This is a genomic window from Microcystis sp. M49636_WE2, from assembly GCF_030065375.1.
Lineage (GTDB): Bacteria > Cyanobacteriota > Cyanobacteriia > Cyanobacteriales > Microcystaceae > Microcystis > Microcystis aeruginosa_C.
The window spans coordinates 1-14474 of the sequence record NZ_JASJFG010000408.1 but is presented as its reverse complement, the minus strand read 5'-3'; the positions used below and the strand labels follow the sequence as shown (position 1 = coordinate 14474).

Here is a 14474-nt window from a genome sequence, read left to right as displayed (position 1 = left end):
TAAAAATACGCCATACTTGCGCCCATATCTTAGCGATGGCTGTACAAACTCTCTTTCCTGAAACCAAAGTCGCTATTGGTCCCTGGACAGAAACGGGATTCTACTACGATTTCGATCGCCCAACACCCTTTACCCCCGAAGATTTGGAGAAAATAGCGGCAGAAATGGGGCGAATTATCGAGAAAAACCTGCCAATTATCCTAGAAGTGCTGGAAAGAAGCGAAATTACCGCAGAAATCGAGCGCCTTAATCAACCCTACAAAAAGTTAATTTTAGAGAGAATTCCCCCAGATGAAACCATTACCCGTTATTTTATCGGTAGTCCAGACGCAGGACGGAGCGATCGAGAACCCTCGTTAATTGATGGCGCTGTTTCTCCCCCGGAAGAATTTTGGTGGGATCTGTGCGCGGGACCCCATCTCAACTCGACGGGGGAAATTAACCCAGATGCTTTCGCATTGGAGAGTGTAGCGGGTGCTTATTGGCAAGGAGATGAAAAACAGCCGCAATTACAGCGAATTTACGGCACAGCTTGGCAAACCCCCGCAGAATTACAAAATTATCTCCAACAAAAAGAAGAAGCGCAGCGACGAGATCATCGCAAATTGGGACAACAATTAAAATTATTTAGCATCCAAGAAGATGCCGGTGGCGGTTTAGTTTTTTGGCATCCCCGGGGTGCAACAATGCGTTATTTAATCGAAGATTATTGGCGCCAAGCTCATTTAGAAGCGGGTTATCAATTTCTTTATACTCCCCATCTAGCTAATTTAGATCTGTGGAAAACTTCTGGACATTGGGACTTTTATCGCGACAATATGTTTGAGGCGATCGAGTTAGAACAGCAAAGCTATCAAATTAAGCCGATGAATTGTCCTTTTCATGTTTTAACCTATCAAAATGACCTGCATTCCTATCGAGAATTTCCCCTCAGATGGGCAGAATTAGGCACAGTTTATCGTTACGAGCGCTCGGGGGTTTTACACGGATTAATGCGGGTGCGAGGTTTTACCCAAGATGATGCTCATATTTTCTGTTTGCCAGAACAAATTGCCGCAGAGATTCTAGGAGTTTTGAACTTAACCGAGAAAATTCTCTCCGATTTTGGCTTTACTAATTATCAGATAAATTTATCGACTCGTCCCAGTAAATCCGTGGGTAGTGATAGTGTTTGGGAATTGGCAACCGCAGCTTTAATTGAGGCCTTAAATGCTAAAAAGTGGGATTATATTGAGGATCAGGGAGGTGGGGCTTTTTATGGTCCGAAAATTGATATAAAAATTCAAGATGCGATCGGTAGAATGTGGCAATGTTCCACGATTCAGGTCGATTTTAACTTGCCAGAACGCTTTGATATGCAATATGTAGCTAGGGATGGTAGTCGCGAAAGACCGATTATGATTCATCGAGCTATTTTTGGCTCTTTGGAAAGATTTTTTGGTATTTTAATCGAGAATTATGCGGGAGATTTTCCTCTCTGGTTAGCACCTATTCAAGTCCGTTTATTACCCGTTAGTGATGAACAGCAGCATTATGCTTTAGAGGTAGCAATGCAGTTAAAACAAGCTGGTTATCGAGTGGAAATCGATAAAAGTGGTGAGCGTTTAGGTAAACAAATTCGTACAGGAGAACTAGAAAAAATCCCTGTCTTAGCTGTGATTGGAAAACGAGAAGTTAGCAGTAAAACTCTAAGTGTTCGCACTCGACAAGGGGGAGATTTAGGTTCGATGACGCTGGTAGATTTATTAGGAAAAATGCAAACGGCGATCCTATCTAAAACTAATCTCTGAAACTTTTGTATAAACCAGCAAATAGTGGAGATCGATCCCTTTAGGGCGAATTTAACAGGGTTGAGAAAAGCCTATTTTCTGTCAATTAATTAACTTACAAGTGGGTTAGCTGCCATGAGTTCTTTGATAATTCCTCTCTCCGATTCTCTCCCTTGCTTGCCTAAATCGGGAATGCCTGTGACGATTATTACTGGTTTTTTAGGCAGTGGAAAAACCACCTTACTAAATCATATTCTTGACAATAAAGAAGGGTTAAAAGTTGCAGTATTAGTCAATGAGTTTGGGGATATTAATATTGATTCTCAATTGCTTGTTTCCATCGATGAAGATATGGTAGAATTGAGTAATGGCTGTATTTGTTGTACGATTAATGATAGTTTAATTGAGACAGTCTATCAGGTCTTAGAAAAAGAAATACCCGTAGACTATCTAATCATTGAAACCACAGGATTAGCCGATCCTTTGCCAATTATCCTCACTTTCCTAGCCACGGAATTAAAATATCTGACTCGCTTAGATTCTATTATTACCCTCGTGGATTCTGAAACCTTTACTGCCGATCATTTTGATAGTAATATTGCCCTTAGTCAAATTCGTTATGGTGACGTGGTAATTCTCAATAAAATAGATCGAGTAAGTGGCAAAAAATTAGATGATTTAGAAAAGTTTATTTGTCGGGAAAAAGAGGGTATAAGACTCCTAAAAAGTAGTTATGGTCAGGTTCCTTTGGGTTTATTGTTAGATATAGGTTTAACTAAAGAAGAATTGTATAAAGTCCAGTTGAGAGACTTTCAAAAAAATCGCCCAAGCTTCAGTAACAATCAATCTCCTGAAGACTTTAATTTTGTCTCCTTTGTTAGCGATAAACCATTTAATCTAGATAAATTTGAGCCTTTTCTCACGCAAAAAATGCCGATAAATGTTTTTCGAGCAAAAGGGATTCTCTGGTTTCAACAAAGCGATTTAAAACATATTTTTCAATTGAGCGGCCCTCGTTACGATCTGCAAGCGGTAGAATGGGATACATCTCCTCAGAATCAGTTAGTTTTTATCGGCAGAAATTTAAATAAAGAGGAAATCTTGACACAACTAAACGAATGCTTGGCTAGTTCTCAAAAAATTAAAAAGCACAAACTATGAATAGACCTCTTGCAGAAATCAAAAATCGTTGTTAGGGTTAGGAGTCAGGAGCCAGTAGTCAGGAGAATTAAGAATGAATAATAATCAATTAAATGGTCTATTTACACATTTTATGCCATTTTTTGCCGTTTTTGAACTCTCAAAAATTAATTATGCAAGAACTCTAATGATTTATGGATAAAAACTTTAAAATTTAACGAACCCTCGATCCCATGGTTTTACATCTCTTTGTTCTCCAAGTTCATTATCGCAAACCCTTGCACTTTACGGAAGCGGCGATCACAATTAAAAACGAGGGGAATTACCTTAGTTGATTTACCCGATGGACAAAGCCAATGGTATCCTAGAGAAAAGAGCCATAACCATGATTAATATCCCAAGAGACCGCCAATTTTTCCCAAAATAACCTTGCTAAGTCGAGAGGATTGGTTAAGGAAGATTACTTGCCCCAATCTCACTTATGCTAGAATGATTATCATTACCACAATAAAGAAGGAGCAAAATGATTATCGTGGTGACGGGGGGTATAGCTGCGGGAAAAACCCATTGGATTCGCCAACAAATCGCCCAAAGCAAGCAGCCAAGTCTATATTTTAGTCCCCAGACGGAAACTTTTCCCATTGATCATCTCACTTTACAGAGTGACTTTCCCCAGTTGTCCTCTATTTCTAGGGAAGAAGAAGACCTTTTGAGCAGTTTATCCATGGAAAACAGGGTCTATATGGAAGTACCATGGCATTTAGACACGCAATCCCTCGAAAGCTTTCTAAAACCCCTCAATTGTCATCGGGTAGCGATTACGTCTCCAGACGAAGAAATCCCCGAAGGACAGGTTCCCGTCGATGAAATAGTCATCAGTCCCGTCAAAACAACCATAAAAGGTGATCAATGGTTAAAAAAACGAGAAATACAGATTTATAGAGCCGTTTTAACGGGAGAAATCCTCGATTTTTCCAGTTTAACCACCTTTTGGACAGAATTAACCCAAGGGGCCTATGGGGAAGTGCTGCGGGTTAAAAGTATCTTCGATATCATCGATGGTCAGTGTATTTATGGGGAATTTATGGATGAATGGCCAGAAAAAGACTTTCAAAGCTTAAATTTCCCCTTAAATCTCGATGGGAGACCGAATCGCTTTAGTGGGATTGAAATCGTCGGTCGCAATCTCGATAAACCGACAATTGCCGATACCCTGAGTGATTGTTGTCTGTCCGATGAGGCACTTTTTTATTATCAACAACAATTTCAAGAATCTTTAGAGCCAGAAATGGAGTTAATCTGATGAAAATAGCCGTTTTATCCTGTATTCATGGCAATATGCCCGCTTTTAATGCTGTTTTGCAAGATTTAGACCAACAGGGTTGTCAAGAAATCTACTGTTTAGGGGATTTGGTTGGGTATGGACCCCATCCTAACCAAGTGGTGGAAAAAATCCGTCAACTGGGGATTACCACGGTACAAGGGTGTTGGGATGAGGATATCGTTGAGGGATTAAATGCCTGTGAGTGCAGTTATCCGTCGCTTTTAGCAGAAAAACGCGGTAGATTAGCTCATGAGTGGACAAATCAAATAATCACCCCAGAAAACCGTAATTATTTGTCAAAACTGCCCGAAATTTTTAAGCTAGATCACCTCTGTTTTGTCCATGGTAGTCCCCAAAGTAACCATGAGTACCTTTTAGCCGAAATGGACGCTTTTACGGCTTTAGAACGGGTTTTATCGGTAGATACAGAGGTTTTATTCTGTGGACATACCCACATCCCCTATATTCGCACTCTCGACGAGGGAAGCTTGCAAATAAAAGTGTATCAACCCGATGGGGAACAGTCGCGGCAATTTACCACACCGGTTAAACGTATCATCAACGTGGGATCGGTGGGAGAACCGCGTCACGGTCGTCCAAATGCCACCTATGTGATTTACGATCGAGAAACGGCAGCGGTACAGCTGCGAGAAGTGGCCTATAACTATCAGGAAACCTGTCAGGCTATTTTAGCATCGGGTTTACCTCCTATTTTCGCTTGGCGATTGGCTAAGGGTCTAGAATATGCGGAAAAAGCCGATGATCCGACTCATGTTTGCGAACGTTAATTTGTGATAAATCAAGAAATTATGTGGGCAATTTTAAGCGGTATTCAAGGCAATTTACCAGCCTATCAAGCGGTCTTGGAAGATATTCAGCAACGGTCAGTTACTGTAGAAAATTTATATATTTTAGGAGATTTTATCGGTGTTAATCCCGATAGTGAAATGCTAGTAGAACAAATACGTTATCCCACTAAAAATAACTTATATCCGCAGGTTTGTCGGGGATGGTGGGAAGAACAATGTTTAATTTTACACAGTTTAGGAGCCACAGGAGAACCGACGGAATTAATCCATAAACATGGAATTGATAGCACTAAACAACTCTGGGATGCAGTTTCTTTAGAAACGGTGCAATGGTTACGAAATCTCGATTTTGGTTTTGTCGAGTTGGATTGTTTATTAATTCATGGCAGTAGTGTCAGTGTTAGTGAAGAATTAACCCCCGATACTCCCCCATGGCAAATTTTAGATCGACTGCAACGGGTGGGAGTTAATAATCTATTTTGTGGTCGTGCAGGACAAGTTTTTGATTATTCTTTACAGTCCGCTAATTTAACCAGCACTGTTACTACTTTAGATAAACGGCAACCAAGTCAAACTTTGACGATTCAAGATAAGCGTTTAATTGGGGTTGGTAGCGTTGGTAAAGAATTAAATAAAGCAGTTTACACTCTCTATAATCCTAGTAATAATTGCGTGGAGTTTAGAACCGTACCTTATTAATCTTTCAGAGATTAATTAAATATTCAAGATTAATTTAAGTAGGTAGGCGTTAAAAATTATCAGACACCCCCCTTATCAAGGGGGATCAAGGGGGGATTTATCTTCAATTTAATTATAACCAGCTAGATAACTGAGGTGAGAGACTCTTGCTGACTTGCTTGCAGATGGGATTGAGCGCGAACAGCGCGGAACATCCCAAAACGACATAAACCCGTACCAAAGGCCAAACGCATCAGCAGAATTGTCGGCACTTCTCGGACGGATTTAACCAACCCAGTTAGACCAAATTGCCACCAACCTTGGGGACGAATCACCCCCTGCCAAATGGTATCAATCCAAGAGGGTAGAGTGGCTTTTGTCCAGTCAGCAGTCACCACTTCCCCATCTACCAATCCCGTGGCCGCTAACTGTTCGGCAAAACCTTCGATACTGGCAAAAGCGGGGTGGGACCACTGATCCAAAAGTTGGCGCATTACAGGACTTTCCCAGAAATTGAGCGGTTTTTGACGGTCATCTCGCTGATTCCAGTCCGCTACCACTAGGACTCCCCCCGGCTTAAGAACTCGCAGTAATTCCTGAGCAAAAACGGCTTTGTCCGGCATATGGGGACCGGCTTCAATTGACCAGACCACATCAAAACTCTCGTCGGGAAAAGAAAGGGCCATGGCATCATCGACCAAAAAGCGAGCATTTACATCTGGGGGTGTTAGTTCTTTGGCCCGTGCCACTTGTTTGGGACTAATGGTGACACCGGTAACGGTAAATCCGTAGTCGCGGGCCAGAATGCGACTGCTGCCACCAATACCACAACCGACATCGAGGAGAGTTGCACCGGTGGGTAGTTTATCCAAACCTCCCCAAGAGACCATTTCCGCCACAAAGTCGGCTTTTGCCGCTAGAAAGTCTTTTTTTTCTGGTGGGGAACCGTAGTGACCTAAATGGATGTGTTCGCCCCAATAATATTCTAAAATCCCGTCCTGGGTCCATTGGTCGTAGGAATTGGCCACCGAGTCCGACGATTGGTACTTGCGAGAGGAAACAAAATAGACGACGATAGCGATCGCTAGGAGTAAACCTAAAGATGATGTCAGCAAAAGTATATTCATTAAATGATGCCGGGCAAACTGATACAAAGCTTAATAACTCTTAAAGATTATACAACCTTGAGGTTCTGCGGTTGAGTGACTTTGGTTCTTCGCCAGAAATTAACTATCCCCGTTGAAAGCGACTGGTAATACAGCAGTTATCTTAATAGTTAAGTAGCTGGTTATAATTAAATTAAAAATGGATTTTAGGTTCGATCCCCCCTGCCCCCCTTGATAAGGGGGGTGCCGATAGGCGGGGGGATCCCCCTTGATAAGGGGGGTGCCGATCCCCCCTTAGTCCCCCCTTTAATCCCCCCTTGATAAGGGGGGCATCTGACAACTTTTAACGCCTACCTACTTAGATCACTTCTGTAGTACTAAACTTTTATCTGTTTGTCCCTGTGGAATTGCCCTCAATCCATTCGTAAAAAGCCATAGATTCCGGAGAACAACGGCTGCATCCTCCGCATTTTTCTAGGGAAATCAGGCGAATTCGCCCTTTTTTCAGCAAGCGATCGAGCATGGGACTTAAGGCATCCGCTGACATCCGAAAGTGTGTAGATAAGTCAGACAGAGATGCTTTCTGATTTTTGGCAAGATAAGCCTGTATATCGGTTAAAATCATGGTTTATAAGCGAAAAAAATCGAGAAAAGTTGCTTGATTGCGGTGGGTTACGGCGAATCTAAATAATTTGTTAGTTGCCTAGCTTTTTGTCGCCTAACCCACCCTACTTTTAAATTGCCGGACGATTGATTTTTCGGGGACGGAGATTTTTTAAGGTGAATAAAACCCCGACTACGGTTAAACCCATCAAGACTATCCAAAAGAGAGAAAATCCCGGATGTCGAGAAAAAGTGGCGATTTGATAGAAGGAAGTGGCAACAATATAGGCCATTCCTGTGGTCCAGAAGGCAATAAAAGCAGTCCAACCGGCATTAGTTTCGCGATATACTGCCGATGTGGCCGAAACACAGGGAAAATAGAGCAGAACAAACAATAGATAGGCAAAAGCACCCGCTTGACCATCAAATCTTTTCACCATTGCGCCAAAGATTCCTAAATCTACCTCTTGCTTCTCGGCAGCCGTTTTTTGATCTTGCAAATCACCAATATTTAAACCCAAGGGATCAAGTAATTGATTGGGTAATTGCGCTAAATTGGCGGGAATAGTGGCAATAGCTTCCTGAATTTGCCCCCAAAAGTCGAATTTTTCCGCCGCTGCCCCCTTATTCGGGTTATCTTCCCCTGCTAGTTGGCTGTAAATCGAGTTTAATGTCCCTACCATCGCTTCTTTGGCAAAAACTCCCGTAAAAATTCCCACCGTTGCCGGCCAATTTTCCGGTTCTAGTCCCATGGGTGAGAAAATAGGAGTTACAGCTTTACTGGTAGCACTTAAAACCGATCGCTCGCTGTCTTGATTACCAAAAGAACCATCAAAACTGAGGGAGTTGAGTAGTCCCAAAATCATCACCATTAAAACGATAACTCGTCCAGCTTTCCATAAAAACGCTTGCAGACGTTCCCAAGTGCGAATTAAAACCCCTTTCAGACGCGGTAGATGATAGGGAGGCAATTCCATAATAAAGTGACTGACTTCTCCCTTGAGTAGGGTTTTTTTCATCACCAATCCCGTCAAAATAGCGGCGAGAATTCCTAAGATATAAAGACCAAAAACGATATTTTGACCACCTATGGGGAAAAAAGCCGCCGCAAATAGGGCATAAACAGGTAATCTGGCCCCACAGGACATAAAAGGATTCATCATAATCGTCATTAAACGATCACGGGAATTTTCTAGGGTCCTGGTGGCCATAATTGCCGGCACACTGCAACCAAATCCCACTAGCATGGGGACAAAGGATTTACCCGGCAATCCCACCAAACGCATCAATCGGTCCATGACGAAGGCTGCCCGGGCCATATAGCCGGAATCCTCTAAAATTGACAAAAAGAGGAACATAAAGCCAATTACGGGGATAAAAGTGGCGACGGTTTGCACACCTCCCCCCGCTCCATCAGCGAGCAGAGCAATTAGCCAACCGGGGGTATGGATTTTTTGTAAAACTTGGGACAAACCATCGACAAAGATAGTCTGGGCAGTTAAATCGAAGAAATCGATAAAGGCAGCACTAACATTGATTGTAAACAAGAACATTAGGTACATTACGCCCAAAAATATCGGAATTCCTAACCAGCGATCGAGAACAATCCGATCGAGGCTATCGGACATGGTATCATTTATCTGTCCAGTCCGTTGAGTGGCTCCCTGAGTAACTTGTTGAATAAAGCCATAACGAGTATCAGCAATTAAAATATCAAGGTCTTCCCCTAAAACTTGGTGTATTTGTCGTCTATGCTTGACGATAATGCTTAATAGTTCCTGGGAGCGCAATTCTGGGACGATGCGATCCTCGTATTGCAGTAAATTTAAAGCGGTCCATCTTGGCTCAACGATCCTTTTACTGCTATGGTCGTTAATGTAGGCAATAATCTCGTTAAGAGCTTCCTCAATTACCGCAGGATAAGCCACATAAGCAGCAGTATGGTTAATATCATCGACTAATTCCCCAATTTTTTGCTTTAATTCTCCGATTCCCTCCCCTTTAACCGCACTAATCGGGACGACAATTGCATCCATGCGAACGCTTAAGAGTTGCGGATTAACCACAATACCCCTAGTTTTGGCCACATCCATCATATTCAGGGCAATCAACATCGGTAAACGCATCTCCATGATTTGGGTAGTCAGGTAGAGATTACGCTCTAAATTGGCAGCATCGACGATATTAATCACTAAATCCGCTTCTCCTGACAGCAGATAGTCCCTAGCGACTAATTCATCCATTCCTGTCTCCCCTTCTTCTACATCGAGGGAATAGACTCCGGGTAAATCCACAAGGGTGATATCTTCCCCGTTAACTTGAAATCTTCCCTCCTTGCGATCGACTGTTACTCCCGGCCAGTTGCCGGTCCGTTGATTGGATCCTGTGAGAGCATTAAAAAGGGTAGTTTTGCCACAGTTAGGATTGCCGATTAAGGCGATAATGGGTTTGACCATAATTAGGATATTGAGTAATTAATAGGCTTAGATGATTAAATTTAGCTTTTTGGGTCTATTTCTTCGACGATTAAAGTGTCTGCCTCCTGTTTACGCAGACTGAGATGAAATCCCCGCACTCGAATCTCGACGGGATCCCCCAAAGGTGCGACGCGAATAACGGTAAACTCTGTCCCCGGAGTTAATCCCATTGATAACAATTTTCCTTTGTATCCGCGCAATGCTCGGTCATAACCGATGACTTTACCCGCTTTTCCTATGGGTATCTCCCGCAGAAATGTTCTTACTTCAGTTAGGTCTTTTTTGGGTTCCAGTTTTTTCGGTTGAATGTCACTAACGAGGATTTTTTCGGCCATTTCCGCCCCGATACCGATACGATTGTCTTGAATGCCAATTAAAACTGATCCCCTCGGTTGGGAGCTAATTACCTGTAATTGAATGCCGGGGTTTAATCCCATACCTAGGAGTCGATTGATCCCTCCTGTCCCCTGAAATCCCACTAACCAGACGGTTTTTCCCATTTCCACTTGTGCTAAAGGATAAGTGGCAGCAAAGTCATTACCCGTGGGAGTGACATTATCTAATTCTGTCTTTTTACCACCCCAACGGAAAAATTGGGCTTTATTTGGCGATTTTTCTGGTTTTTCTGGTTGATTCGGTCTAATTTTATCGTCCATGCTTTTCTTATCTCCAAAGGTAATGAAGGTCTTTCATTCAAGAGTGACAATAATTCCTTAATAGCTCATCGAGTTTACTGAAGTAGCCAAAGGGTGAGAACTGCACTACTGTCAGCCTCAGTCAACGGTTTTGAAACTGTCTAAGACTTGCGATCGCTAAAAAATAAATGCTAATTATTCTCAATTGCCAGTGTAATCCCAAAGGGGAGACAGAAAAGAAAATTTTTTCTTTAAAAAAGTCGCCAGTCTGCGGTAAATGGCGATCGCTCAGAGACGAAAATCTTCTTAATGCCGAAAATTTGTTAGTTATCTTGTACTAAATTCGCTATAATGCGAAAAGGTATATTTATACTACAAACTTAATGATCAGCTAATATGATTGACGAATTTGAAAGAGAAGGTTACTGGTGGCTCCCTGAACACCCAGAAAAACGAGTAATTGGGAAACTTTCCCATAAACTTAATCAACGTTTAGTTTTAAATATTGATGATACTTTCAACACTTTAGCCCCGCTATTGTCCTGGTTTCCTTATGGATTAAAATCACAAGCAACCCTGATTTATGGACTTATCGATGGAAAAGTTGTCGGCCTTTTTAACTGTGATATCCAGAAAACAAAAATAGGAGAAAATCTGGTGAATTTGCAAGTAAATCCCGAAATGCTTTTCTATAATATATATTTTCAGAACAATGATTTTTTAAATAAGGAAGACTTGAACAAATTTCAAAAATTAAGAGTTGATTTTTCTTCTTTAAATGAATGGGTAAAAATTAGTCCTTTAGATATGAAAAGTGAAATTTCATCCACTGGAGAAGTTAAGCAAGTCAAGGTTACTTACGAACAATTGCCAAATATTAAGCTAGGAGTAATCAAAGAACTGGAACTGAGTATCTATTTTGTCCCGATTTTTAATCTTAGCTCCACTGAAAGTGCTGATATTAAATATATAATTGGTCTTGAGATTGTCAATAAAAACTCAAGCAGTTTAGAAGATTGTAAAAACTTAGTTATCCAATTTCGTGATTTTCTTAGCTTTGCTACTTATTCTTCTAATCAAATTGTTTCAGTTCACGCTAGACATGATAAAAATGATAGCCAATACCCAGATAAAAGGACTCCGATTGAAATTATATGGAATGAAAGAAAACTGTCAAAAAATTCCGATTATGTCCATCATCGGTCAAAAATGCTGTTAACTTATGATAATGTTAAAGATGATTTGGAAAAAATTTTTCAAAACTGGATAGATAAGCGAGAGAAATTTAAAATTGTCTTTCAGGAACTATTAATAAATATTTATAATCCAGAATTGTATCTGGAATATAAATTTCTGAATATTGTGCAAGCGTTGGAGATATATCATAAACAAACTCAAAAAGGAAAACATAAAATCGAATATATGTCTCAAGATAGTTATCAAAATGGCATTTATCAAAAACTTCGCGAAGTTATTCAAAATTATCCTATGGAAGAAGATTTCAAAAGGTTTTTAGATGAGAAAGTTAAATACTTGTTTAAAGTTGAGAAGAATCTAAAGCATAGACTGAGAGATATTATAGATAAGATTTCCTATTTGTTCGTTGAAAACAATGACGACACTAAACAAAGCTTTGCTGATACTTTCAACTCACAAGATGATAGTTTATTCTCTAGGATAACCAAAGATCAAGATTTAAAAGATAAATTTATTAAGCGAGTAGTTTATATTAGAAATAACTTAATAGTTCACCCAGACAAGGAAATCAAAATAAAAAATCAAGAACTCTGTGATCTTTTGTGTACCGTAACTTTAATATTACAAACTTGTTTACTGATAGAACTCGAAGTTTCAACCGACACCATTAAAGCTATCATTAAAAATAGAAGTAAGATGCAATATCAATGGCACGGTGAGTATGATTAAGCTAAGAAAATAGCTCACCTCTTATTTGTTGATGAGTGAAGGTGAATATAGCTTTTCTCATCAAGAGAAAATGTAACCTGATTGGGTAAGTAAAACTTCCCACCTCACCAATAAGATAACTGCTATATAGTTAAAATTGACAACTTAGGTTAAGATGATGCTAGGTTTCACCAGTTAAAGACCTATGGATAACAAAATTCTCGACGTTCACCATCTCACCGTTGAATTTTCCAATCAGAAAAGAACAACAGTCGCCGTTAATAACATTAGTTTTAGCTTGCAGAAAGGTCAAGTTCTCGGTTGTGTGGGGGAGTCGGGTTCAGGAAAATCCGTCACCTCCCTCGCACTTATGGGATTGGTTCCCTCTCCGGGAAAAATTACCCGGGGAGAAATTTGCTTTCGTCCAGCAAAAGGTCAGTCAATGCAAGCAGTAGATTTATTATCTATTCCCCCGGAAGAATTGCGTTATTATCGCGGGGGAGAAATGGCGATGATTTTCCAAGAACCAATGAGTTCTCTTAATCCAGTCTATAACATCGAGTTTCAACTCACCGAAGCAATTTTACTGCATCAAAAAGTCAGCACTGAACAGGCAAAAAATCAAGCCATCTCTCTACTGCAAGAAGTGCGCTTATTACCCAGTGATGAACAGTTAGAGGAGAAGTATATAGAAACTTTTCCCTTAGAAAATAAGGGTCATGTCAGAGAAAAAATTAGAACTTATATTCAAGAACAAAAAGAAGCAATTCTAAAGCGTTATCCTCACGAATTATCGGGGGGACAATTACAAAGGGTAATGATTGCCATGGCGATTTCTTGTAATCCTACCCTATTAATTGCTGACGAACCAACCACCGCTTTAGATGTGACTGTCCAAGCAGAAATATTAAGATTATTACGCGATTTGTGTAAAAGTGATCGAGAAATGTCAATGGTTTTTATCTCCCACGATTTAGGAGTTATTAACGAAATTGCCGATCAAATTGTCGTGATGTATCAAGGAGAAATTGTCGAACAGGGAACAAAAGAAGAAGTATTAAATTATCCCCAACATCCCTACACAAAAGGTTTACTTGCCTGTCGTCCTCGCTTAAACTCTCGTCCCGAAAAATTACCCACTGTCAGCGATTTTTTACAAGTGAAAAAAGACTCTCAAGGTAAGATTATTGACTTACAGGAAATTACTCCACCGGCAGTTAAGTTTATTACTCTCCAGGAGGAAGAAAGCAGAATCGCAGGTTTACAGAATCACGAGAATATTTTATCAGTAGAAAATTTATCGGTTAGATTTCCAGTTAAGGGAGTTTTCGGGCAAGTAAAGACCTTTTTTAATGCCGTAGATCAGGTCAGTTTTGCCGTTAAACAGGGGGAAACCCTCGGTTTAGTCGGTGAGTCTGGCTGCGGAAAATCTACCTTAGCAAGGACAATTCTGCGCTTAATTCCTGCCACTTCTGGAAATATCTATTTCCGAGGAGAAAATCTCGCTAAGTTAAACCCCAGCGATCCAAAATTAAGACTACTGAGACGGGAATTACAGATAGTTTTTCAGAATCCCTACAACTCCCTGAATCCCCGTTTATCCATCGGTAAAGCAATTTTAGAACCGATGGTTATTCATCATACCGGCGGCAATTCCCAAAAGCGACGGCAACGAGTAGAATATTTATTAGAACGAGTTAAACTCGATCCTACTTGGTTCGATCGCTATCCCCATCAATTATCGGGAGGACAACGACAAAGGGTGTGTATTGCTCGCGCTTTAGCCTTAAATCCTCAGTTTATTATCTGTGATGAATCTGTCTCTGCTTTAGATGTTTCCGTACAAGCGGGAGTCTTAAATTTACTCAAAGAATTACAGCAGGAATTTAATCTCACTTATATCTTTATTTCCCACGATTTAAGTGTCGTCAGATTTATGAGCGATCGGATTATGGTGATGAATAAAGGTAAAATTGAGGAAATGGGTACAGCTAACCAAATTATTAACTCTCCCCAAAGTGATTACAC

Annotated in this window: 12 protein-coding genes; 8 read left to right on the top strand and 4 right to left on the bottom strand. The window is 40.6% G+C overall.

The genetic code is table 11. The features are described from left to right. The 5 genes from thrS to PX484_RS09825 form a co-directional block, all read left to right on the top strand. Nucleotides 1-1790: threonine--tRNA ligase (gene thrS / locus PX484_RS09845; RefSeq protein ID WP_288103668.1), on the top strand; the 1790-nt coding region annotated here is incomplete at its 5' end. Between the two features lie 114 nt (nucleotides 1791-1904). Further along, nucleotides 1905-2930: a CobW family GTP-binding protein gene (locus tag PX484_RS09840; protein ID WP_287765398.1), complete on the top strand. Its 1026-nt coding sequence runs from the start codon at nucleotides 1905-1907 to the stop codon at nucleotides 2928-2930. Nucleotides 2931-3432: 502 nt separating this feature from the next. Further along, nucleotides 3433-4212 carry a hypothetical protein gene (locus tag PX484_RS09835; RefSeq protein ID WP_288103666.1) on the top strand — a complete coding sequence of 260 codons (780 nt, stop codon included), beginning with the start codon at nucleotides 3433-3435 and terminating at the stop codon, nucleotides 4210-4212. Next, entirely contained in the window at nucleotides 4212-5021 is an 810-nt protein-coding gene (locus PX484_RS09830; RefSeq protein WP_185237955.1) for a metallophosphoesterase family protein, read from the top strand. Before PX484_RS09835 ends, PX484_RS09830 begins: the two co-directional genes overlap by 1 nt. Before the next feature lie 21 nt (nucleotides 5022-5042). Beyond that, nucleotides 5043-5741, top strand: coding sequence for a metallophosphoesterase family protein (locus PX484_RS09825; RefSeq protein ID WP_002802574.1), 699 nt, complete (start codon nucleotides 5043-5045; stop codon nucleotides 5739-5741). A 122-nt stretch (nucleotides 5742-5863) separates the two neighbouring features. Here the strand turns inward: PX484_RS09825 and PX484_RS09820 are convergent, their stop codons facing one another. From PX484_RS09820 to PX484_RS09805, 4 genes are all read right to left on the bottom strand, one after another. Further along, on the bottom strand, nucleotides 5864-6847 hold the full coding sequence (locus PX484_RS09820; RefSeq protein WP_287765396.1) for a methyltransferase domain-containing protein: 984 nt from the start codon (nucleotides 6845-6847) through the stop codon (nucleotides 5864-5866). Between the two features lie 364 nt (nucleotides 6848-7211). Then, nucleotides 7212-7451, bottom strand: a complete 240-nt coding sequence (locus PX484_RS09815) for a FeoC-like transcriptional regulator (protein ID WP_002792905.1) — start codon at nucleotides 7449-7451, stop codon at nucleotides 7212-7214. A gap of 109 nt (nucleotides 7452-7560) precedes the next feature. Continuing rightward, nucleotides 7561-9885: a Fe(2+) transporter permease subunit FeoB gene (gene feoB, locus PX484_RS09810; protein ID WP_287765395.1), complete on the bottom strand. Its 2325-nt coding sequence runs from the start codon at nucleotides 9883-9885 to the stop codon at nucleotides 7561-7563. 41 nt (nucleotides 9886-9926) lie between these two features. Further along, the gene (locus PX484_RS09805; RefSeq protein ID WP_287667713.1) at nucleotides 9927-10562 is read right to left on the bottom strand and encodes a FeoA family protein; all 636 of its coding nucleotides are present in this window, start codon (nucleotides 10560-10562) and stop codon (nucleotides 9927-9929) included. A gap of 167 nt (nucleotides 10563-10729) precedes the next feature. On the opposite strand from PX484_RS09805, the gene PX484_RS09800 reads away from it, so the two are divergent. The 3 genes from PX484_RS09800 to PX484_RS09790 form a co-directional block, all read left to right on the top strand. After that, nucleotides 10730-10882: a hypothetical protein gene (locus tag PX484_RS09800; RefSeq protein ID WP_287765392.1), complete on the top strand. Its 153-nt coding sequence runs from the start codon at nucleotides 10730-10732 to the stop codon at nucleotides 10880-10882. A 55-nt stretch (nucleotides 10883-10937) separates the two neighbouring features. Then, nucleotides 10938-12467, top strand: coding sequence for an ApeA N-terminal domain 1-containing protein (locus PX484_RS09795; protein WP_287765390.1), 1530 nt, complete (start codon nucleotides 10938-10940; stop codon nucleotides 12465-12467). 184 nt (nucleotides 12468-12651) lie between these two features. Next, nucleotides 12652-14474: ABC transporter ATP-binding protein (locus PX484_RS09790; protein ID WP_288103662.1), on the top strand; the 1823-nt coding region annotated here is incomplete at its 3' end.